General features: G+C 46.6%; 21 protein-coding genes. 15 read left to right on the top strand and 6 right to left on the bottom strand.

The annotated features are described in order from the left end of the window. Positions 1-5: 5 nt before the first annotated feature. A complete protein-coding gene (locus KIO97_RS22990) occupies positions 6-476 on the bottom strand; it encodes a zinc ribbon-containing protein (protein WP_005438586.1) in 471 nt (156 codons plus the stop codon). A 154-nt stretch (positions 477-630) separates the two neighbouring features. Between KIO97_RS22990 and leuS the strand changes: the two genes are divergently transcribed. The 12 genes from leuS (at position 631) to lipA (ending at position 13201) form a co-directional block, all read left to right on the top strand. Further along, a complete protein-coding gene (leuS, locus tag KIO97_RS22985) occupies positions 631-3204 on the top strand; it encodes a leucine--tRNA ligase (protein ID WP_285384025.1) in 2574 nt (857 codons plus the stop codon). Between the two features lie 171 nt (positions 3205-3375). Continuing rightward, entirely contained in the window at positions 3376-3933 is a 558-nt protein-coding gene (lptE, locus tag KIO97_RS22980; RefSeq protein WP_285384024.1) for an LPS assembly lipoprotein LptE, read from the top strand. A 5-nt stretch (positions 3934-3938) separates the two neighbouring features. After that, complete coding sequence (holA, locus tag KIO97_RS22975) at positions 3939-4958, top strand: DNA polymerase III subunit delta (RefSeq protein WP_285384023.1); 1020 nt, start codon at positions 3939-3941, stop codon at positions 4956-4958. A 90-nt stretch (positions 4959-5048) separates the two neighbouring features. After that, positions 5049-5366: a ribosome silencing factor gene (gene rsfS, locus KIO97_RS22970; RefSeq protein ID WP_005425840.1), complete on the top strand. Its 318-nt coding sequence runs from the start codon at positions 5049-5051 to the stop codon at positions 5364-5366. Between the two features lie 4 nt (positions 5367-5370). Beyond that, positions 5371-5841: a 23S rRNA (pseudouridine(1915)-N(3))-methyltransferase RlmH gene (rlmH, locus tag KIO97_RS22965; protein ID WP_005447517.1), complete on the top strand. Its 471-nt coding sequence runs from the start codon at positions 5371-5373 to the stop codon at positions 5839-5841. Positions 5842-5870: 29 nt separating this feature from the next. After that, the gene (gene mrdA, locus KIO97_RS22960) at positions 5871-7796 is read left to right on the top strand and encodes a penicillin-binding protein 2 (protein WP_045370448.1); all 1926 of its coding nucleotides are present in this window, start codon (positions 5871-5873) and stop codon (positions 7794-7796) included. After that, complete coding sequence (gene rodA / locus KIO97_RS22955) at positions 7796-8917, top strand: rod shape-determining protein RodA (RefSeq protein WP_005530707.1); 1122 nt, start codon at positions 7796-7798, stop codon at positions 8915-8917. Before mrdA ends, rodA begins: the two co-directional genes overlap by 1 nt. Positions 8918-8920: 3 nt before the next feature. Then, positions 8921-9724 (top strand): septal ring lytic transglycosylase RlpA family protein, encoded by an 804-nt coding sequence (locus KIO97_RS22950; protein ID WP_285384022.1) that lies wholly within the window; start codon positions 8921-8923, stop codon positions 9722-9724. Between the two features lie 92 nt (positions 9725-9816). Next, positions 9817-10995 carry a serine hydrolase gene (locus KIO97_RS22945; protein ID WP_005530703.1) on the top strand — a complete coding sequence of 393 codons (1179 nt, stop codon included), beginning with the start codon at positions 9817-9819 and terminating at the stop codon, positions 10993-10995. Positions 10996-11121: 126 nt separating this feature from the next. After that, positions 11122-11400, top strand: coding sequence for a DUF493 family protein YbeD (gene ybeD / locus KIO97_RS22940; protein WP_005384135.1), 279 nt, complete (start codon positions 11122-11124; stop codon positions 11398-11400). Between the two features lie 176 nt (positions 11401-11576). Further along, complete coding sequence (gene lipB / locus KIO97_RS22935) at positions 11577-12239, top strand: lipoyl(octanoyl) transferase LipB (RefSeq protein ID WP_005438575.1); 663 nt, start codon at positions 11577-11579, stop codon at positions 12237-12239. Next, a complete protein-coding gene (gene lipA, locus KIO97_RS22930) occupies positions 12236-13201 on the top strand; it encodes a lipoyl synthase (RefSeq protein WP_012127184.1) in 966 nt (321 codons plus the stop codon). The genes lipB and lipA overlap by 4 nt, the downstream gene beginning before the upstream one ends. Before the next feature lie 1245 nt (positions 13202-14446). On the opposite strand, the gene glyA is transcribed toward lipA, so the two are convergent. Further along, entirely contained in the window at positions 14447-15697 is a 1251-nt protein-coding gene (gene glyA / locus KIO97_RS22925; protein WP_038865388.1) for a serine hydroxymethyltransferase, read from the bottom strand. 347 nt (positions 15698-16044) lie between these two features. On the opposite strand from glyA, the gene KIO97_RS22920 reads away from it, so the two are divergent. Then, entirely contained in the window at positions 16045-16647 is a 603-nt protein-coding gene (locus KIO97_RS22920; RefSeq protein WP_005530699.1) for a YitT family protein, read from the top strand. 83 nt (positions 16648-16730) lie between these two features. Here KIO97_RS22920 and treC read toward each other — a convergent pair whose 3' ends face one another. The 4 genes from treC to gmhB all read right to left on the bottom strand — a co-directional run bounded on the left by treC (position 16731) and on the right by gmhB (position 21682). After that, complete coding sequence (gene treC / locus KIO97_RS22915; RefSeq protein ID WP_285384021.1) at positions 16731-18416, bottom strand: alpha,alpha-phosphotrehalase; 1686 nt, start codon at positions 18414-18416, stop codon at positions 16731-16733. Positions 18417-18508: 92 nt separating this feature from the next. Then, positions 18509-19933, bottom strand: a complete 1425-nt coding sequence (gene treB, locus KIO97_RS22910; protein WP_005530695.1) for a PTS trehalose transporter subunit IIBC — start codon at positions 19931-19933, stop codon at positions 18509-18511. A 175-nt stretch (positions 19934-20108) separates the two neighbouring features. Then, positions 20109-21056 carry a trehalose operon repressor TreR gene (gene treR, locus KIO97_RS22905; protein ID WP_285384020.1) on the bottom strand — a complete coding sequence of 316 codons (948 nt, stop codon included), beginning with the start codon at positions 21054-21056 and terminating at the stop codon, positions 20109-20111. A 74-nt stretch (positions 21057-21130) separates the two neighbouring features. Then, positions 21131-21682: a D-glycero-beta-D-manno-heptose 1,7-bisphosphate 7-phosphatase gene (gene gmhB, locus KIO97_RS22900; RefSeq protein WP_005432670.1), complete on the bottom strand. Its 552-nt coding sequence runs from the start codon at positions 21680-21682 to the stop codon at positions 21131-21133. A 343-nt stretch (positions 21683-22025) separates the two neighbouring features. Here gmhB and metN point away from each other — a divergent pair, with 343 nt between their 5' ends. Further along, positions 22026-23060, top strand: a complete 1035-nt coding sequence (metN, locus tag KIO97_RS22895; RefSeq protein ID WP_005530689.1) for a methionine ABC transporter ATP-binding protein MetN — start codon at positions 22026-22028, stop codon at positions 23058-23060. Next, positions 23050-23727 (top strand): methionine ABC transporter permease, encoded by a 678-nt coding sequence (locus KIO97_RS22890; RefSeq protein WP_005432672.1) that lies wholly within the window; start codon positions 23050-23052, stop codon positions 23725-23727. The genes metN and KIO97_RS22890 overlap by 11 nt, the downstream gene beginning before the upstream one ends. Positions 23728-23745 lie beyond the last annotated feature (18 nt).

The following is a 23745-nucleotide window of genomic DNA, read 5'->3' as shown; positions in this document are numbered from 1 at the left end:
TCTCACTATGGTTTCAGTGACTGACGACTAAAGCCAGTATGATTGCACTTAATGCATGGAATGATCACGGTTGGGTGGTTATATGTCGTCTTGTGACCACATTCGTCACAGACTAAAGTACCAAGGCCAATCACCTCGCCCGCTTCATAAAGCCCTTGATGCTCTAAGTCATCAAATAGCTCTACCCACTCCACTTTGGTTCTGTCGGTAATATCGAGCAGACCTTGCCAAATCGAATCAGCAATCGTGAGATAGAAAGGCCCACTCTTACCTTCTTCATAATTGTCCGAGAACTCTTTTAAATCCGCTTTTACATAAGCTGATATCAGTGAGAGTTCGTCTTTGGTCATGTCGTTGGCAGCATCCACCACTTTGCCCGACGTTTCGAATACTTTGTTAACTTCATCCGGACTGTGCTTCAAGGTTTCAATCACATCCTCGAGCATTTCCTCATAACCTGCTTTACGTTTAGGCATAACTGACCTCCATCTTTCCACTACCAAGCGTCACTTCAGACGCATGGGTATAGATTGGCTATTGTTGTGATCCCTAGCTTTAGGTATTCTATGACGATCTATTTAAGTCTGTTCTAACCGAACTCACAAATTCCAAGATAACCGGATACCATCGATGCAAGAACAATACAATCCACAAGACCTTGAACAGAAAGTTCAAAAGCACTGGGATGACAACAAGACCTTTGTTGTAAGTGAAGACCCAAACAAAGAAAAATTCTACTGTCTATCCATGTTCCCATACCCAAGTGGTCGACTGCACATGGGTCACGTGCGTAACTACACCATCGGTGACGTAGTATCTCGTTTCCAACGCCTACAAGGCAAAAACGTAATGCAACCAATCGGTTGGGATGCGTTTGGTCTACCTGCAGAAAACGCAGCGGTTAAAAACAACACCGCGCCTGCACCTTGGACTTACGAAAACATCGAATACATGAAGAACCAACTTAAGCTTCTAGGCTTTGGTTACGATTGGAACCGTGAATTCGCAACATGTACACCTGAGTACTACCGTTGGGAACAAGAGTTCTTCACGAAGCTTTACGAGAAAGGTCTGGTTTACAAGAAGACTTCTTCTGTTAACTGGTGTCCAAACGACCAAACTGTTCTTGCAAACGAACAGGTTGAAGACGGCTGCTGCTGGCGTTGTGACACGCCTGTAGAGCAAAAAGAAATTCCTCAGTGGTTCATCAAGATCACAGAATACGCTCAAGAACTGCTTGACGATCTAGACAAGCTTGAAGGTTGGCCAGAAATGGTGAAAACCATGCAGCGCAACTGGATCGGTCGTTCTGAAGGTGTTGAGCTAAAGTTTGAAGTGAAAGGTCAACAAGACCTAGAAGTTTACACAACTCGTCCAGACACTCTAATGGGTGTGACTTACGTTGGTATCGCAGCAGGTCACCCTCTAGCGACTATCGCAGCTGAGAACAACCCAGAACTAGCAGCGTTCATCGAAGAGTGTAAGAACACCAAAGTTGCAGAAGCTGAGCTTGCGACAATGGAGAAGAAAGGTATGGCGACTGGCCTTACTGCTATTCACCCATTGAACGGCCGTGAAGTTCCTGTTTACGTAGCAAACTTCGTACTGATGGATTACGGTACAGGCGCTGTAATGGCAGTACCTGCGCACGACCAACGTGACTTCGAGTTCGCAACTAAGTACGGTCTAGATATCGTGCCTGTTATCAAGCCAGTTGATGGCAGTGAGCTAGACATCTCTGAAGCGGCATACACAGAGAAAGGTGTACTGTTCGATTCAGGTGAATTCGACGGTCTAGAATTCCAAGCGGCGTTCGATGCAATCGCAGCGAAGCTAGAAGCAGAAGGCAAAGGTACTAAGACAGTTAACTTCCGTCTACGTGACTGGGGTGTATCTCGTCAACGTTACTGGGGTGCGCCAATCCCTATGGTAACCACTGAAGACGGTGAAGTTCACCCAGTACCAGCTGGCCAACTACCAGTAATCCTTCCAGAAGACGTGGTAATGGACGGCGTAACTAGCCCAATCAAAGCAGACAAAGAATGGGCGAAGACAACTTTCAACGGCGAACCTGCTCTACGTGAGACAGATACGTTCGACACGTTCATGGAGTCTTCTTGGTACTACGCACGTTACTGTTCACCACAAGCTGACGACATCCTAGATCCAGAAAAAGCAAACTACTGGCTACCAGTAGACCAGTACATCGGTGGTATCGAGCACGCTTGTATGCACCTACTGTACTCTCGCTTCTTCCACAAACTACTACGTGATGCTGGCTACGTAACGTCTGACGAACCGTTCAAGCAACTACTGTGTCAAGGCATGGTACTAGCAGACGCGTTCTACTTCGAGAACGAGAAAGGCGGTAAAGAGTGGGTTGCACCAACAGATGTTGCTGTTGAGCGTGACGGTAAAGGCCGCATCACTTCTGCGAAAGACACTGAAGGCCGCGATGTTACACACTCAGGCATGATCAAAATGTCTAAGTCGAAAAACAACGGTATCGACCCTCAAGAGATGGTAGATAAGTACGGTGCAGACACAGTACGTCTATTCATGATGTTCGCGTCTCCTGCAGACATGACACTTGAATGGCAAGAGTCTGGCGTAGAAGGTGCTAACCGCTTCCTGAAACGTGTTTGGAAACTAGTAAACGAGCACACATCAAAAGGTGCAGCAGAAGCAGTAGATGCAGCAGCACTTTCTGGTGACCAAAAAGCTCTTCGTCGTGATGTTCACAAAACTATCGCGAAAGTGACTGATGATATCGCTCGCCGTCAAACGTTCAACACAGCAATCGCTGCAATCATGGAACTGATGAACAAGCTAGCGAAAGCGCCTCAAGAATCTGCACAAGATCGTGCAATCCTTGATGAAGCGCTAAAAGCTGTTGTTGCCATGCTTTACCCAATCACTCCGCACATCTCATACGAACTATGGGCTGCGCTAGGTGAAGCTGACATCGATAATGCAGCATGGCCAACGTTCGACGAGAAAGCACTGGTTGAAGACGAGAAAACTATCGTTGTTCAAGTAAACGGTAAGCTACGTGCGAAACTGACTGTTGCTGCAGACGCAACGAAAGAACAAGTAGAAGAGCTTGGTCTAAACGACGAAAACGTTACTAAGTTCACAGATGGCCTAACTATCCGTAAAGTAATTTACGTACCAGGTAAACTGTTGAACATCGTTGCAAACTAGTCTTTCGCTAAAAACGAAACGCAGCTTGCAATAACTCAAAGCAACGCGAACCAATTCGCATGCTAGGAGTCATTAAACAGGGTAGTTCGCTACCCTGTTTATTTACCTCAAACCATTCATGCCGAGTGGTTTAAGGTAAATAACCCCTTCAATTTAGGATGAATACAATCAATGCGCTTTTTCTCTTTGATTAAACTACCAGTGGTTTTGGTATTAGCGGGGCTTCTTTCTGCCTGTGGTTTTCACCTTCGTGGCGAGTACTCCGTTCCGGAAGAGCTCCACACCATGTCTTTCACTAGCTATGATGAATACAGCCCATTGACGCGTTACATCCGCGCTCAACTTGAATTGAACAAGGTCGATTTAGTAAAACCGTCATCAAATACTCCGAACCTACACCTTACTGAAGCGACCATTGACGAGCGTACGCTATCGCTTTATCAAAACAGCCGAGCAGCAGAAAAAGAACTGACTTACGTGGTGAAATACCGCGTGACGATCCCTGGCTTCGGTGCAAAAGATTTCACGACCACCGTTAACCGTAACTACCTAGATAACCCGCTAACTGCACTAGCGAAATCAGTAGAACGTGACGTTATCGAAGATGAAATGCGTCAACAAGCGGCTGGCCAAATGATGCGCCAACTAGGTCGAGTTCGTGCTGAATACGAGCAAGGCCACGTTGCTCCTGAAGCGACAAACTCTAACTCTACGAACACAAACTCTTAATCAGAATGCGAATTTTTGCCGACAAGCTGGCTGATCACCTAGCGAAACACATCAAGCAGGTTTACCTGATTTTTGGTAACGAACCGCTGTTAATTCAAGAAAGCCGTCAAGCGATCCAAAACATGGCTCGCCAACAGGGCTTTGAAGAAAGACACCGTTTTGCCGTCGACGCCAGCTTAGATTGGAATCAAGTCTATAACTGCTTCCAAGCGCTAAGCCTATTCTCTAGTCGTCAACTGATTGAGCTTGAACTACCAGAGGCTGGTGCAAACGCAGCCATCAGTAAAGAACTGGTCAATCTGTGCGAAATGCTCCATGACGACATCATGTTAGTGGTGGTTGGCAGCAAACTGACTAAAGCACAAGAAAACGCTAAATGGTTCAAAGCACTGAGTGCCAAGGGTGACTGGGTAAGTTGTCTAACACCTGATTTGCAGCGACTGCCAATGTTCGTGCAGGCGCGTTGCCGAGCGTTGGGATTAAAAGCGGATCAGCAATCTCTGCAAATGTTGGCACAATGGCACGAAGGTAATTTGTTCGCGCTATCGCAAAGTTTAGAAAAGCTAGCTTTACTCTACCCAGATGGCGAGCTGACGGTAGTGCGTCTTGAAGAAGCGCTGAGCCGCCACAATCACTTTACGACATTCCATTGGATTGACGCTCTACTAGCAGGTAAAGCAAACCGCGCGCAGCGCATTCTGCGACAGCTAGAGGCGGAAGGCATCGAAACCATCATTCTGATCCGAAGCGTACAGAAAGAGTTCAACCAACTACTAAACATGCACCGAGACCTTACTCAAATGGGCATAAGTCAGGTGTTTGAAAAACATCGAGTGTGGCAAAACAAACGCCCATTCTATAATGCAGCGCTGACTCGTCTGTCAGCCTCCCGAATTTGTGCACTTTTGTCTCTTTTGGCGCACGCCGAGATAAAAGCCAAAACCCAATATGATGAGTCTGTGTGGCCAACTATCCATCAATTGAGCCTAGAAACCTGCTCTCCTGATATTAAGCTGGCAATTTAGCTTTTAAAGCGTGATATAGTGCGCGACCAGTTTTAACCCAGCTAAGTTAAAACACCCACAGACAGAAAAGAAAATACCGAGGAAAACCGAGTGCTTCGCGAAGAACTTAAAGACTTTTTAGCCGATAAAGCCGACGACATGAAAGCGGAAGAGATTGTTATTCTAGATGTAGAAGGCAAATCAAGCGTGACAGATTACATGATCATTTGTACTGGCACATCTAAGCGTCACGTTTCATCTATCGCTGATCACGTCGCATCTGAAGTGAAGAAAGCGGGTCTAGAGCCGCTAGGTATGGAAGGCGAAAATGAAGGCGAATGGGTTGTCCTCGACATGGGCGACGCAATGCTTCACGTGATGCAAGAAGAGCACCGCGAGCTATACCAACTAGAAAAACTCTGGGGTTAATCGTTTGAAAATTCAACTAATTGCCGTCGGCACAAAAATGCCAAAATGGGTCGAAGAAGGTTTTCAAGAATACCGTCGTCGTTTCCCACATGATATGCCACTTGAGTTGGTTGAAATCCCTGCGGGTAAACGCGGCAAAAATGCAGACATCGCGCGTATCTTGCAAAAAGAAGGCGAAGCGATGTTGGCAGCCGTACCTAAAGGTGCTCGTATCGTCACTCTCGATATCCCAGGCAAAAAGTGGGATACCCCGCAACTGGCCGAGCAGCTAGAAGCGTGGAAGCTCGATGGTCGTGATGTGTCGATTCTGATCGGTGGCCCTGAAGGTTTAGCGCCAGCTTGTAAAGCCGCAGCAGACCAAAGCTGGTCACTGTCTGCATTGACACTGCCGCACCCACTTGTGCGCATCGTGATGGCAGAGAGCTTATACCGAGCGTGGAGCATTACTGCTAACCACCCTTACCACCGCGAATAATCGCTACTTAGCTGTAGAGACAAGCGTTAATGATTCGTAAACGCCGCAGTCAAATTCGAGATTACCAAGCAGAAGCGCGTCTATTTTCTAGCCGCGCTATTGTTGCATTTTTAGGTATCGTCATTTTGATGGGCTTGCTGGTTGCCAATATGTACAACATTCAGGTAAACCAGTTTCAAGACTATAAAACCCGCTCTAATGATAACCGCATTAAAGTGGTTCCAATCGCTCCTAACCGTGGTCTTATCTATGACCGCAACGGTGTATTGCTCGCGGAAAACCGTCCAGTCTTCAACTTAGAGCTGACTCCAGAGAAAATCAAAGACATCGACAGTACCATAGAAGCGCTGCAAACCATCCTTGAGATCACGCCAGAACAAGTTGAGCGTTTCCACCGTGAACGTAAGCGCACTCGTCGCTTCAAGTCTGTGCCACTGTTAACTCAATTGAATGAAAACCAAGTCGCTGTTTTCTCAGTGAATCAATACCGTTTTCCTGGTGTTGAAATCAGTGCGACATTGAAACGCTACTACCCATTCAGCGAAGTCCTGACTCACGTCATTGGCTACGTGTCACGAATCAATGACCGCGATATGCAGCGCCTAATCCGTGAAGAAAAAGACGCCAACTACCAAGCGACACGCGACATTGGTAAGTTAGGCATCGAAAAGTATTACGAAGACTTGCTGCACGGCACAGCGGGCTACCAAGAGGTTGAAGTCAACAGTCGTGGTCGCGTCATTCGAACCCTGAAATACGTTCCGCCTATTGCGGGGAAAGACATCGTCTTAAACCTTGATATCAACCTACAGCTTTACGTGCACCAACTGCTTGATGGCCGACGTGGTAGTGCTGTTGTGCTTGATCCTCGTGATAACGGCGTACTTGCGATGGTTTCAAGCCCAAGTTACGACCCGAACGCATTCGTACACGGTATCTCCGGTAAAGCGTACCGCGCACTACTGAACGACAAGAACCGTCCATTGGTGAACCGTACAACGCTAGGTATTTACCCACCAGCTTCGACCATCAAACCCTTCATTGCTGTAGCAGCGCTGGAAGAAGGAGTCATTACTCCGAAAACCACACGTAATGACCCTGGATACTGGCGTATTCCAAACTCCGACACTCGCCCATTTCGAGATTGGCTGCGTTGGGGGCATGGCCGCGTAGACATCATTAAGTCGATTGAAGAATCGGTCGATACTTTCTTCTACCAAATTGCCTACGACATGGGCATTGATCGGCTATCAAATTGGATGATGATGTTTGGCTTTGGCGATTACACAGGCATCGACATTTACGAGGAAAGTAAGGCCAACATGCCAACACGTGAGTGGAAGATGGCACGCCATAAGACACCTTGGTACAAGGGCGACACTATTCCAGTTGGTATCGGTCAGGGCTACTGGACGGCTACGCCAATGCAGATTGCCAAAGCAACCTCAGTACTGGTCAACGAAGGTGCAGTGACAGCTCCTCACTTATTGAAAGCCACCATCGATAACGGCGGTGATTTCGAGGAACAAGAAAATTCGGAATACGTCACCTACCCACCGATTCAAAATGTGCCAGACAAGTACTGGAATATGGCGAAAGAAGGCATGCGTTTAGTAAACCATGGAACGAAAGGCACCGCTCGTCGCTCTTTCTACAACATGGATTACCAAACTGGTGGTAAATCCGGTACCGCACAGGTCTTTGGCCTTGGTGAAGATGAAGAATACAATGCGGATGAAGTCGCAGAGCACTTACGTGACCACGCCTTGTTTACCGGCTTTGCACCCTTTGATGACCCTGAAGTGGTGGTATCTGTGGTGCTAGAAAACGCCGGTGGTGGTTCAAGTAATGGCGCGCCAGTCGCGAGAAAGATCTTCGACCGAGTCATTATCGGCCCTGAAAAAATTGAACCTGAAGAAGAGCAAAACAACGCGAAGAAAGAGGTAGCGCAGTGATGAAAATGGATCCCTCTACAGGCAAAAACCGCGCCCTGTTTGAACGCTTCCATATCGACTTGCCGTTATTACTCGGCATCTTTGCATTGATGGGCTTTGGCCTAGTCATTATGTACAGCGCAAGTGGCCAAAGTTTGGCTATGATGGATCGCCAAGCGATGCGTATGGTGCTGTCTTTAGTAGTCATGATCGTTTTGGCGCAAATCTCACCAAGAACGTATGAGAGTCTCGCTCCACTGATGTTCGTTGGCGGGGTCATACTCCTCTTTGGGGTGCTGTTCTTTGGTGAAGCATCCAAAGGCGCCCAACGCTGGCTAAACCTTGGCTTCGTCCGATTCCAACCATCTGAACTTCTCAAGCTTGCCGTGCCTTTGATGGTCGCTCGCTACATCGGCCGCCAGCCTCTCCCACCAACATTCAAAACCCTGATTGTGGCGCTGATTATGGTCTGTTTACCGACTATTCTTATCGCCAAACAGCCTGATTTGGGTACCTCTATCCTGATCGCGGCCTCCGGTATTTTCGTTATCTTCCTTGCTGGTATCAGTTGGAAAATCATTGCTGCCGCGGCAGTGGCACTCGGTGGATTTATCCCAATTCTGTGGTTCTTCTTGATGCGTGAATACCAAAAGGTTCGCGTACGAACGCTGTTTAACCCGGAGTCGGACCCACTTGGCGCTGGCTACCACATCATCCAAAGTAAGATTGCGATTGGTTCTGGTGGTATTTCCGGCAAAGGCTGGTTACAAGGCACTCAATCACAATTGGAATTTCTTCCAGAGCGACACACTGACTTTATCTTTGCAGTAATTGCAGAAGAATGGGGTATGATTGGCTTCCTTTGCCTATTAGCCATCTATCTATTCATTATTGGCCGTGGTCTCTACCTCGCGAGCCAAGCGCAAACCGCGTTTGGTCGAATGATGGCAGGCAGTATTGTACTCAGCTTCTTCGTGTATATTTTTGTAAATATCGGCATGGTAAGTGGCATCCTACCTGTAGTAGGCGTACCTTTACCGTTGATCAGTTATGGTGGTACCTCAATGGTGACACTGATGGCTGGTTTTGGCATTCTGATGTCGATCCACACGCACCGAAAAGCATTCTCTAAGGCGACCTAGACCATGCAAAAACGCGCTTTATATTCCTTAGTTTTTTCTGCTGTGATTTTGGCGGGCTGTTCTTCTACCGACCAAAAAACACAGGAAGGCCGTTATGAGCTTGAATCCGATGTAGCTCCTGATAAACCACTATCGGTCGAGCACATTGAGGATGCGCATCCTAAATACGAACCTTACAGCTTAGGTGGTAACAGCGATTACAACCTACGCGGTTCGGACTACAAAATCGTTCGTGACGCAAAGGGCTTTACGGAAAAAGGTCGTGCCTCATGGTATGGCAAAAAGTTCCAAGGCCATTTAACCTCGAACGGCGAAATCTACGACATGTACTCAATGACAGCGGCGCATAAAACCCTGCCACTGCCGAGCTACGTGAAGGTAACCAATACCGACAATGGCAAGTCAACCGTAGTCCGCGTGAATGACCGTGGCCCTTTCCATGATGGCCGTATCATTGACTTGAGTTACGCAGCGGCACATAAGCTAGATGTCGTGAAAACCGGTACCGCAAACGTAGAGATTGAAGTCATCACGGTAGATAAACCGACCGATAAGAAGTCGCTCGCTGCACACCCGAGATACGTGATTCAGGTTGCGTCATCAAAATATGAAGATCGAGCGCGAACTTTAGGCCAAGAGCTTGGTCAAAAGCTGGATACGGAAACTTTCTTGGAGTCCTCGAAAGATACGTATCGCTTGCTGCTAGGCCCATATACTGACTATTCCCTGACGCAAGCCACTCTGGATAAAGTAAAGTTGCTCGGCTATTCGACCGCATTTATTAAAAAACACAAAACTGACAAATGACCTTGGTGTCATGATTTTCTATGCAGAGCCCCTCTTACATAAGTGGGGATTCTGTTAAGATGTCGGCAGTTAACCAAAAAATTTGAATTACCATGAATAAAAATAAGTTTGTGAAATCTATTCTCGTTTCTACGGTTGCACTATCTGCAACCATCGCTCAATCTGCTTTTGCTTCACCAGTTGTTGTCCCAGATGCACCTCAAATCGCTGCCAAAGGCTACGTTTTGATGGATTACAACTCAGGTAAAGTTCTGGCTGAGAAAGAGATGAACACAAAGTTGTCTCCTGCTAGTCTGACAAAGATGATGACCAGCTACGTAATTGGCCAAGAGCTAGCGCGTGGTAATATTTCAGAAGACGATGATGTGACCATCAGTAAGAATGCTTGGGCGAAAAACTTCCCTGATTCTTCAAAAATGTTCATCGAAGTAGGTACAACGGTTAAGGTTCATGACCTAAACCGCGGCATCATCATTCAATCAGGTAACGATGCTTGTGTGGCAATGGCTGAGCACATTGCTGGCTCTGAAGACGCATTCGTTGATCTAATGAACGCATGGGCAAACACGCTGGGCATGAAGAACACGCATTTCGCGAACGTTCACGGCCTAGACAACCCGAACCTATACTCAACGCCTTACGATATGGCGCTACTTGGTAAAGCACTGATCCGTGACGTGCCAGACGAGTACCGTATCTACTCTGATAAGAAATTCACTTACAACGGCATCACTCAGTACAACCGTAACGGTCTACTGTGGGACAAGAGCATGAACGTTGACGGTATCAAAACTGGTCACACGAGCAATGCAGGTTACAGCCTAGTAAGTTCTGCAACAGAAGGTCAGATGCGTCTGGTTGCTGTTGTAATGGGTACAAAAGATGCAAACGCACGTAAATCAGAGAGCAAGAAGCTACTGAGCTACGGTTTCCGTTTCTTCGAAACAGTGGCACCACACAAAGCGGGTGAAACTTTCGTAGAAGAAAAAGTATGGATGGGTAACAAAGACACTGTAGCACTAGGTCTTGACCAAGATACTTACGTGACGCTGCCTCGCGGTGAAGCAAAGAACCTAAAAGCAAGCTTCGTACTTGAAAAAGAGCTAGAAGCCCCAATTAAGAAAGGTGATGTAGTTGGTAAGCTATACTATCAAATTGATGGTGAAGATATTGCTGAGTACCCACTAATGGCACTGGAAACAGTGGACCAAGGCAGCCTATTTAGCCGCATGTGGGACTACATCGTATTGTTGTTTAAGAGCTTCTTCTAACATTCGCTTCTGACCAACAAACAAGTCTGCAAAGCCGCCAACTAGGGCGGCTTTGTTAATCTTGAGTTCACCCTAATTTGACTGTACTATTTCGCACCGCAACGAATACCAACTGGAGTTACCGATATGCTAACCATCAACTCTGATGCAAAATTGAAAGACCTGCTTGAGTTCCCTTGTTCATTTACATACAAGGTAATGGGTCATGCAAAGCCTGAGCTTCCAGAGCTAGTTCTAGAAGTTATCCAGCGCCATGCTCCAGGTGACTACAGCCCAACAGTAAAACCAAGTGCTAAGGGCAACTACCACTCGGTGTCTATCAACATCACTGCAACCTCTATCGAGCAAGTTGAAACCCTATACAAAGAACTGGGTGAAATCGACATCGTACGCATGGTTCTATAATTTTTTGATAAATTAAATTTTTTTTGAAAGCAGCTTAGGCTGCTTTCTTTTTATTTATCATGTAGATAATGCAAAACAGCGAGTCTTTCAGTTAAAAATCTGTTACTCAGCTGTAGAGCATCAGGTTCATCCGGTTTATAATCCAAAAACTTTATATATTAGCGACAGGAATTCCCATGCAACACCAACTTGTTGTGAAACGACTTGGACGCCAAGATTATGAGCCTGTATGGAAGGCGATGCATGAGTTCACTGACCAACGCACAGACGACACGCCTGATGAAGTTTGGTTGGTAGAACACAACCCAGTATTTACACAAGGTCAAGCGGGTAAAGCCGAGCACCTGATTAACACTGGTGATATTCCTGTTGTTCAAAGCGATCGTGGTGGTCAAGTGACTTATCATGGCCCTGGTCAATTAGTCGCGTACTTCCTGATCAATCTACGTCGCAAAAAATTAGGAGTGCGAGATCTCGTTACACACATCGAGAACCTCGTTATTAACACTCTTAAGGCATACAATATCGATTCTGCTGCGCGACCTGACGCTCCAGGCGTTTATGTCGACGGTAAAAAAATATGTTCTCTCGGACTTCGCATTCGAAAAGGATGCTCATTCCACGGCCTAGCGTTGAACGTCAATATGGACTTAGGTCCGTTTTTACGTATAAACCCATGTGGCTATGAAGGAATGGAGATGGTTCAGGTTAGCCAAGTTGGTGGACCAGAAGACATCGAAGCCGTGGAAAAACAACTAATACAAGAACTCGTTACTTTGCTTGATTACGAGCAAGTAGAATTCAGCACAGAAGCACCTTCTCAAGGTAACAAAGCATGAGCAAACCAATCCAGATGGAAAAAGGCGTTAAATACCGCGACGCCGACAAGATGGCATTGATTCCCGTAAAGAACATGCCTTCAGAGCAGAAAGAAGTGCTACGTAAGCCTGATTGGATGAAGATCAAGCTACCAGCCGACAGCCAACGTATTCAAGACATCAAATCAGCGATGCGTAAGAACAACCTTCACTCTGTATGTGAAGAAGCATCTTGCCCTAACCTAGCTGAGTGTTTTAACCACGGTACGGCCACTTTCATGATCCTTGGCGCGATTTGTACTCGCCGTTGCCCTTTCTGTGACGTTGCCCATGGTCGCCCGCTTCCTGTTGAAGCTGAAGAGCCTAAAAAGCTAGCGAAAACCATCGCAGACATGAAATTGAAGTATGTTGTAATCACTTCAGTTGACCGTGATGACTTGCGTGATGGCGGTGCAGAGCACTTTGCTAACTGTAACCGCGAGATCCGCGAACTAAACCCGCACATCAAGATTGAAACGCTGGTTCCTGACTTCCGTGGTCGTATGGATGTGGCACTTGATCTTATGAAAGACAACCCGCCAGATGTCTTCAACCACAACCTAGAAACGGCACCTCGTCTGTACCGTAAAGCTCGCCCAGGCGCGAACTACAAATGGTCACTACAATTGCTGCAAAAATTCAAAGAGCAGCATCCAAATGTACCGACGAAATCAGGTCTAATGATGGGTCTTGGTGAAACGAAAGAAGAGATCGTCGAAGTACTGAAAGACCTTCGTGCACATGGCGTGACTATGCTGACTCTTGGTCAGTACCTAGCGCCAAGCCGTCACCACTTACCAGTAGAACGTTACGTTCCACCTTCAGAGTTTGACGAGCTAAAAGAGATCGCACTAGAACTTGGCTTCACCCACGCGGCGTGTGGTCCATTTGTTCGCTCTTCTTACCATGCCGATATGCAGGCTCAAGGTATCGAAATTAAATAAGCACTCGCTTGTTTTGAAAAGAAAGGTTGGCTCAGGGCCAACCTTTTTTGTATCTGATGAATCTAAACCACTGCTATTCGGATAACGAGCCGCTCTCCTCAAACCAAAGCACGTCATTCCGAAGAGCCTAGGCGATATCAGGAATCTCATTTCAACGCACTCTTTAAGTAGCAACGATAATTAGAGATTCCCTATCCCACTCGTACCTCGCTTGTAGGGAATGACGCAGTTGGGCTCTGAGTAAATTCAAAGTACCTTCAGAGTCTAATCGTCTCTTTCGTTTTCCACTCAAATACTCCCAAGCCACTACATAACAACCTGATTCTCAAAACCAAAAGATCGTCATTCCGAAGAGCCTAGGCGATATCAGGAATCTTGTTTCAACACTCTCTAAGTAACAACGATAATTAGAGATTCCCTATCCCGCTCGTCCCTCGCTTGTAGGGAATGACGCAGTTGGGCTCCTAAGCAAATCAAAAGTATATTCAGAGCCTAATAACCTCTTTCGTTTTCCACTCAAATACTCCCAAGCCACTACATAACAACCTGATTCTCAAAACCAAAAGATCGTCATTCCGAAGAGCCTAGGCGATATCAGGAATCTCATTTCAACGCACTCTCTAAGCAGCAGTGACAATTAGAGATTCCCTATCCCGCTCGTCCCTCGCTTGTAGGGAATGACGACGTTGGGCTCCTGAGTAAATCAAAAGTATATTCAGAGCCTAATAACCTCTTTCATTTTCCACTCAAATACTCCCGAGCCTCCACATAACAACCTGTCTCTCAAAACCCAAAGCGCGTCATTCCGAAGAGCCTAGGTGATATCAGGAATCTGATTTCAGCGCGCTCTAAACAACAGTGACAACAAGAGATCCCCTATCCCGCTCGTTCCTCGCTTGTAGGGAATGACGACGTTGGGTTCCTGAGCAAATCAAAAGTATATTCAGAGTCTAATAACCTCTTTCGTTTTCCACGCAAATACTCCCAAGCAGCCACATAACAACTTGTTTCTCAGAAACCAAAACACGTCATTCCGAAGAGCCTAGGCGATATCAGGAATCTGCTTTCAACGTACTCTGAGCTGATACTTCCATACGCTAGAAAAACAAAAAGGCCCTCAAATGAGGACCTTTAAATTGGGTGAACTTTCGAAATAGATGCGTCGAGTTCTAGGAGAAAACACGGAGTTTGCTTCTAGCAAATGAGTATGTTCGACAACGAAATCGGCGCACTCTATGAAGAAAGTTACGCGTAAACTGGTAGACGTTTACAAATTTCTAGAACTTTCTGTTTTGTCGCTTCGATAACTTCTTCGTTGCCGATGTTATCTAGAACGTCACACATCCAGTTTGCTAGCTCTTTCGCGTCTTCAGTAGTGAAGCCGCGACGAGTAATTGCTGGCGTACCAACACGGATACCAGACGTTACGAATGGGCTGCGTGGGTCGTTTGGAACAGAGTTCTTGTTTACTGTGATGTTTGCTGCACCTAGTGCTGCATCTGCATCTTTACCAGTGATGTCTTTGTCGATTAGATCAACTAGGAATAGGTGGTTCTCAGTACCGTTAGAAACGATCTTGTAGCCACGCTCTTGGAATTGACCAACCATTGCTTTCGCGTTTTTCACTACGTTAGCTTGGTAAGCTTTGAATTCAGGCTCCATCGCTTCTTTGAACGCTACCGCTTTACCAGCGATAACGTGCATTAGAGGACCACCTTGACCGCCAGGGAATACTGCTGAGTTCAGCTTCTTGTACAGCTCTTCACCTTCGTTAGAAAGGATAAGACCGCCACGAGGACCTGCTAGCGTTTTGTGCGTAGTCGTAGTTACTACGTGAGCGTGTGGAACTGGTGTTGGATACTCGCCAGCTGCGATTAGACCAGCAACGTGTGCCATGTCTACAAATAGGTAAGCGTCAACTTTGTCCGCGATTTCACGCATGCGTTTCCAATCAACGATTTGTGAGTAAGCAGAGAAACCACCGATGATCATCTTAGGCTTGTGCTCAAGCGCTAGCTGTTCCATCTCGTCGTAGTTGATTTGACCTGCTTCGTCGATACCGTAAGGAATCACGTTGTAGTGCTTACCAGAAAAGTTTACTGGAGAACCGTGAGTTAGGTGACCACCGTGCGCTAGGCTCATACCTAGAACTGTGTCGCCTGGGTTTAGAAGCGCCATGTAAACTGCGCTGTTTGCTTGAGAACCTGAGTGAGGCTGTACGTTCGCGTACTCACAACCGAACAGTTGGCATGCACGATCGATTGCCAGTGCTTCAGCTTTATCTACGTACTCACAACCGCCGTAGTAACGCTTGCCTGGGTAGCCTTCAGCGTATTTGTTCGTTAGCTGAGAACCTTGAGCTTCCATTACACGTGGACTTGTGTAGTTTTCAGAAGCGATTAGTTCAATGTGTTCTTCCTGGCGAAGTGTTTCTTCCTGGATAGCTGCGAACAGTTCCGCATCGTAATCTGCGATGTTCATATCACGCTTAAGCATCTGTATCTCCTGACTCAGATTGGTACTGAAAGTTGCAAAAAAACTGGATAACGACCTAACGCAAACGTTTTCGTCGACCTAATGGCGCGCATTCTACATAATTTGATCTAGGTCATAAAGAGAAATTTACAATTTTTCTCATGCAGTTTTTTCATGGTGACAAGCAAGAAATATCATGACGATGTTGCAATCGTTTAACCATGATCCGTTGACTGTCAATTTTGTGCTTTACACCCTGTAAAACGACAATTACATAGGTTTACCGCAAATTTTACCCTCTAGCTACCGAAAAGATCATCTTTTTACTACTATGCACGCCCGATTTATCACTAACGACTGCATAATAGATGGAAAAACACTCAAGAAAAGAAGACTGGATGGCAATTCTTACGGGGACCTTTTTGGTCGCTCAAGGCGTTTTCTTTCTCCAATCCGCGAACCTCTTAACCGGAGGCACTACAGGATTGGCTCTGCTTATTAGCCAATTTACACCTTTTACGTTTGGTGTGCTGTACTTTTTAGCCAACTGTCCTTTTTACTTGCTAGCATGGAAACGCTTCGGCCGTCATTTTGCGATTAATAGTGCAATTTCTGGCGCTTTGGTTTCTATCTTTGCGGATAATCTGTATTTGCTGATCTCACTCGAGTCGATTAATGAGATTTACTGTGCGGTTGCTGGCGGTCTGTTGATGGGCTTGGGTATGTTGATCCTGTTCCGTCACCGTTCAAGTTTGGGTGGCTTCAACGTGCTGTGCTTGTTCATTCAGGACAAATTCGGTATTTCGGTCGGGAAATCTCAGATGGCGATCGACGCGTGTATCTTGTTTGCGTCTTTCTTCTTCGTCACACCTTGGGTGATCGGCTTATCGATTCTTGGCGCCTTCGCACTGAACCTTGTACTTGCAATGAATCACAAACCGCATCGCTACTCAGTAAGTTACGGTTCATAGGATGAAAAAATAAAAGGCTTTGGGGAGCACTCCAAAGCCTTTTGTTTAGGACCGAAATCCTTAGGGGTACTTTTTATTTGCTTTTATTCTTCAATCAGCAAGATGCGAGTTTCGTAAGGACGCAGTACTTGGTGATTGGAAGCAATCGCGCTGGTCGCATTTTGATAGTTGGAAAGCAGATTCTTGGCTTTACTCATATCAAAGCGCTCTGGTAATACACACTCCACTTCTTCGCCGTAGTAGTTGTTAATACACAGCAGCGTTTGCTTGTCGTTCTGACGTGCGTAAGCAAAAATACGTTTGTGCTCAGGCAGTAAGTCCTCGTAACGACCATCGGTGATGACTGGTACCTGCTTACGCAGTTCAATCAAGCGCTTGTAGAAGTAGAACACCGAGTTCAAATCGGCAATCGCGGTTTCCGCGTTGATCTCAGAATAGTTCTGAGCCACCTCTAGCCACGGCGTGCCTTCAGTAAAGCCCGCATGTTTCGCACTATTCCATTGCATTGGAGTACGTGAATTATCACGCGACTTCTGCGCCAAAATCGCCATCATATCGTCGTGAGATACGCCATCGCGATTGACCATGATGTCGTACATGTTCGTACTTTCAACATCGCGATATTGGCTGATTTCGGTGTAACCTGGGTTGGTCATGCCGATCTCTTCACCTTGATAAACATAAGGCGTGCCTTGCATCATGTGTACCGATGCCGCAAGCATTTTGGCAGACTCGACGCGGTATTGTTCGTCGTTACCTAATCGGCTCACAACGCGTGGTTGGTCGTGGTTACACCAAAATAGCGCGCCCCAACCTTTGCCATTTAAGCCGGTTTGCCAATGGTTGAAGATCTGTTTCAGTTGAATGAAATCAAACGGCGCTTTCGTCCACTTATCACCATTCGGGTAATCGACTTTCAAGTGGTGGAAGTTGAACACCATTGACAGCTCTTTGCCATCTTGCGCTGAATACTGCTGACAATGCTCTAGCGTGGTGGAAGACATTTCACCCACCGTCACACTGCCATATTTTTGGAACACGGCTTCACTGATCTCTTGAAGGTATTCGTGCACACGTGGGCCGTCGGTGTAGAAGCGGCGACCATCACCAATATCATCACTTGGAAAATCTTGCTGCTTGGAAATCAGGTTGATAACGTCAAGACGAAAACCATCCACACCTTTCTCTGCCCAGAAGCTGATGACTTCTTTCACTTCTTCACGCACTACCGGGTTTTCCCAGTTTAAGTCCGCTTGCTCTTTAGCAAAAAGGTGCAAATAGTACTGGCCCGTTTTTTTATCCAGTGCCCAAACATTGCCACCAAACTTAGATTGCCAGTTGTTTGGCTCTGCGCCATCAACCGGATCTTTCCAGATATAGTAATCACGGTACGGGCTGTTTTTATCACCCAGTGCTGATTGGAACCACTTGTGTTCTGTCGAAGTATGGTTGACCACGATATCCATGATGATTCGAATACCCAGCTGGTGAGCCTCAGCCAACAGGGTATCGAAATCTTGCATAGTGCCGAAATCTGGGTTGATCGCGTAGTAATCAGAAATGTCATAACCGTTGTCGATCATTGGCGATTGATAAACCGGCGTCAGCCAAATCGCATCCACACCAAGGTGTTTTAGATAATCCAGTTTAGAAATGATCCCTTTAATATCGCCCGTGCCTTTACTTCCACTGTCACAAAAGCTTTTTGGGTAAATTTGGTAGATGGTTGCGGTTTTCCACCAGCTCTCATCATGCTTGGTCATTGCCATTTCTAACGCTCACTTACCATTAAACGGAAACTTAAAAATCTTAAAAAATAGAGGAGATAAACGAGGCAGCCAAATCACTGCCTCAGTTTGAATTACGCGTTAGCGGTTTCTAACTCGCCTTTCATTTGCGCACGCTTATACAACACAAGCGTCAGCGCTACAGGGACCACAATCGCCACCAACATCGCCAGAGCAAATACGCCCCAAAACTGTGGTTGGATAGACAAGATGCCCGGCAAACCGCCCACACCAATACCATTCGCCATCACACCTGCGCTGCCACAGATAGCTGCGGCAATCGCACTGCCGATCATCGCGCTCAGCATTGGGAATTTGTATTTCAAGTTGATGCCGTACATCGCAGGCTCCGTCACACCAAGGTAAGCAGAGATAGCCGCAGGCACCGAGATATCACGCTCGCCGTGTTTTTTACTGATGATAATGATGCCGACTACTGCAGACGCTTGAGCAATATTTGAAAGTGCAATCAGAGGCCAGATTGGCGTGCCACCTAGCTCTTGCATCAGTTGAAGATCAACCGCGTTGGTGGTGTGGTGAATACCAGTAATTACCAATGGCGCATATAGGAAGCCAAAGATGGTTGAGCCAATCATTGCGAAGTCACCCGTCATGGCTGCTTTTGCTGCGAAAGCAACGCCGTCACCCAACATGCGACCGAATGGACCAATAATAGAGTGCGCAAGAATCACAGACACAATGATAGAGACAAACGGTACGACCACTAGGTAAAGATAAGACGGAATGATGCGCTTTAAATTGGTTTCTATGAACGCCAAGGCAACGCCCGCTAACATCGCAGGAATCACTTGCGCTTGGTAGCCCACTTTCTCAATGGCGAATAAGCCAAAATCCCATACTTCAGGCACTTGCTTACCAATTAGGTAGGCGTTCATTAGCTGTGGCGAAACCAGTGTGACACCCAATGTGATACCCAGAATCGGAGTACCACCGAGCTTTTTCACTGTCGACCAACAAACGCCAACTGGCAGGAAGAAGAAGATTGCTTCACCAATTAGCCATAAGAAAGAGTGTACCGTTGCCCAAAACTGGCTGATTTCCGTAAGCGTTTGGCCATCAAACATCTTGATGTCGCCAATCACGTTACGGAAACCAAGAATCAAACCACCAGTGATGATCGCAGGTAGCAGTGGTACAAAGATTTCAGCAAGATGGGAAATACCACGCTCAACGATATTCATGTTTTGACGAGCAGCGTTCTTAGATTCATCTTTGCTCGCTTCACTTTTTCCGCTTAGCTCGATCAGTACCTTGTATACCTCATCGACTTCCGTGCCGATCACCACTTGGAACTGACCTGCGTTGGTAAAACAGCCTTTCACCATAGGCAGTGCATCTAACTGTTTGGTATCGGCTTTGTCTGTGTCATTCAACACGAAACGTAAGCGAGTTAAGCAGTGGCTAACACTGGCAATATTGTCCGATCCCCCGACCAGCTCAATAAGGCGCTCTACATCTTGACGCGCAATCTTACTCATAACTTTGTCCACCCTGTACTGGATACATTCAATTCGTCGTATTATTTTTATTTTGGGAACATTCCCATTTGATAATTTTAATAATGCCAGCTCGCTTTAAAAAACAAAATGGGAACAGTCCCATTAGTTGAGAATGATCACAGTATAATTTTAGAGCAGATTGTCGACAGGTGGATTAATGGCGGATCGGTTGCTGGGTAAAATGCACCACAGACTCATCACCGTTTAACTGATTGATCAGCATCTTAGCGGCTTTCTCACCGGCATGTGCATAGCCCGGATCCACGCTGAAGACATTTGGAAAAAGGAACGAGAGTAGTTCGTTGCCCCCCACACCAGTGACCACCACATCTTCACGTCCGATTTCTTGCAGACGTTTGATCACACCGAGAGCAATGGTGTCACTGGCACAAGCGATGGCTTGCGTGTCGGAATGAAGAACTTGATCCACCAGCTGGTAGGCGCTTTCGTGGCTAAGTTTGCCGGTTTGAAAACAAGGTTCAACACGCTTTTGCTCACACCAAGCGTGGTAAGCATTTAGACGAGCAAGGCCCGTTGTGCGATCTTCTGGGTCAACACCGATGTAGGCAATACGAGAAATAGATTGTTGTTCCAGATGGGAGAGCGCCATATCGATAACGCCTTGGTTGTCGTAGTTGATCGAGGAAACCATTTGCGTGTCCATGGCGATCACGACAATGCGATTGCCCCACTCCGCTAACGCTTGCTCATCGCACCCAGTGAAGCCAAACACGATCACCCCATCGACATTGCGACGTTTAAGAACGTCCAAATGCTCGTTGGTTTTATCGCGATCGAACTGGCTCTCCATGATCACCACGTCGTACCCTGCCGAGTACAAAGCATTAAGCATAGTGCCGACGGCACGGTTTTCTGATGGGGAATCAAGACGAGAAATGATCACGCCGACCACTTTCTGGCTGCCACCACGCATCGATTGTGCTGATTTGGACGGCACATAGCCTGATTCACGAATGATTTGTTCAACCTTCTCACGCGTTTGCGGTTTTACCTTGGGATCATTGGTAAGTACACGGCTAACCGTCGATTTGCCAACGCCAGCCAATTTCGCGATATCAAGAATGGTGAGTTTTTTGCTCATAAGTGTTCAGACTAAAAGAAGGAATCAAACAAAAGGGAAGCAGCGGCTTCCCTTATCTCAATCAGTAATGAAGATTACTTGTTTAGGTACGCAGGCACATCGGCAATGCTATCAAGTACAACCGTAGCAATCGCTTCGCCTTGTTCCGTTACTGGTTTACCAGTACGAACCAAAATCTTAGTGCCAACGCCTGCCGCCTCTGCTGCCATCATGTCTTCGGCTTTGTCGCCGATCATCACAGATTTCTCCATGTCGATCTTCAAGAAGTCACGCGCAGAAATGAACATACCTGGTTTTGGCTTGCGGCAGTCACAATCTTGCTTGTATTCACCGATGCCATGCTCAGGATGATGTGGGCAGTAGTAAATGCCGTCGAACTCAACGCCATTGTCAGCAAAGTTCCAATCCATCCATTGAGTCAGAGACAAGAAACGGTCTTCGCTGAATTTACCACGTGCAATGCCAGATTGATTGGTCACAAGCACCAACAGGTAGCCTTTCTCTTTCAGCGCTTTTGTCGCTTCAAACACACCGTCAATGTACTCAAAATCATGTTCATCATGAACGTAACCGTGGTCAACGTTAATCACGCCGTCACGATCGATAAAAACAGCAGGTTTTGCCAAAACGTATTTCTCTATTTACTCGGTTTCATCAGATTATTACATACCTTATAAGCACTCACACTATCTAATTGGTGTAAGTTCGCGACAAAACAGTTGATTTGCCGTCCGAGAATCGGTAAATCTTAAGTATCCCTCTTAATTGCTTCCTTCTAGCGCACATCCTCTGTTTTACTCTCCCTGCAGAACATCCATACATTTAGACGTCTAGACGTAAAAATATCTATTGACTTACTACTGCTTAACCCATAGCATCAACTGAGAATTGAGATAGAGTTCAAAATTTACTCCTGTTAAAAGCCGTTTTTAACAGCGAAGTTCCCAGTATCTCTGTGCAGGTTGAAACATGATAGAAATAAAAAACGTCAATAAAGTGTTCTACCAAGGCAGTAAGGAAATTCTTGCCCTTAAGGACATTAACCTAGATATCGCGAAGGGCACCATCTTTGGTGTTATCGGTTCATCGGGCGCGGGTAAAAGTACCCTCATCCGTTGTGTAAACATGCTGGAAGCTCCAACTTCAGGTTCCATCATCGTAGATGGCGTTGACCTAACCAAATTAAGCAAAAAGCAATTGGGAGAAACTCGCCGCAACATCGGGATGATCTTCCAACACTTTAACCTGCTGTCGTCTCGCACCGTTTTCGACAATGTCGCACTCCCTCTTGAGCTAGCAGGTAAAGACAAAGCGCAAATCACAACAAAAGTGACTGAGCTTCTTAAGCTCGTCGGTCTTGCAGACAAGCATGAAAGCTACCCAGCAAACCTCAGTGGTGGTCAAAAGCAACGTGTGGCTATCGCTCGTGCGTTGTCATCAGACCCTAGCGTGCTACTTTGTGACGAAGCAACCAGCGCGCTGGATCCTGCAACGACACAGTCCATTTTAGAACTGCTCAAAGAAATCAACCGCAAGCTAGAAATCACCATTCTTCTGATCACTCACGAAATGGAAGTGGTTAAGAGCATCTGTCACGAAGTGGCGATCATCGGTGATGGTGAGCTAGTGGAAAAAGGCACCGTGGGTGAAATCTTCGCGCATCCGAAGACTGCACTGGCACACGAGTTCATTCGCTCTACTTTGGATCTTTCTATCCCAGAAGATTACCAAGCTCGCTTACAAACCACGCGCGTGGAAAACAGCTACCCATTGGTTCGCCTAGAATTTACTGGCGCAACCGTGGATGCCCCTCTGATGACGCAAATCGCTCGTAAGTTCAACATCGATGTGAGCATCCTAAGTTCCGATCTAGATTACGCTGGCGGCGTGAAGTTCGGCATGATGGTCGCGGAGCTGTTTGGTAACGAAGAAGACGATAACGCAGCGATTGAGTTCCTGCGTGAGCACAACGTGAAAGTAGAGGTACTTGGCTATGTCCTTTAATACGATTTCTGAATGGCTGAGCTTAAACAGCAACCTACTTTTGGGCGCAACGTGGGAAACCCTTTACATGGTTGCGGTTGCAGGCATCGTTGGTTTTGCAGTGGGCATTCCTCTCGGCGTCATTCTGCACACCACTAAAAAAGGTGGCTTGCTGGAAAACACCAAACTGAATCGCGTGCTTGGCGCCATCGTTAACATCGGTCGCTCGGTTCCTTTCCTAGTACTGATGGTTGCAATTATTCCAGTAACCAAACTGTTGGTTGGTACCTTCATCGGTACAACAGCAGCGATTGTTCCTTTAACCATCGGGGCTATCCCATTTGTGGCACGTCTCATTGAAGGCGCACTACTAGAAGTACCATCAGGTTTGGTTGAAGCCGCGCAATCTATGGGCGCGACGCCAACACAAATCATCACAAAAGTGCTGCTTCCTGAAGCAATGCCGACTATTGTTAACTCAGTAACCATTACTCTAGTAACGCTAGTGAGCTACTCAGCAATGGCGGGTACGGTAGGCGGCGGTGGTCTTGGTGACGTCGCGATTCGTTATGGCTTCCACCGCTATGACGTAGTGATCATGGCAGTAACCGTCGTGATGCTGATTGTTCTAGTACAAATTATTCAGTCTATCGGTGATGCAATCGTACGCCGCGTAGACCACAGATAAGAATTGAAAATACCAATT

The organism is Vibrio sp. B181a (assembly GCF_030248375.1).
GTDB classification, from domain to species: Bacteria; Pseudomonadota; Gammaproteobacteria; order Enterobacterales; family Vibrionaceae; genus Vibrio; species Vibrio campbellii.
The sequence above is the reverse complement of the archived record's forward strand: the minus strand, read 5'-3'. Positions and strand labels throughout refer to the sequence as shown.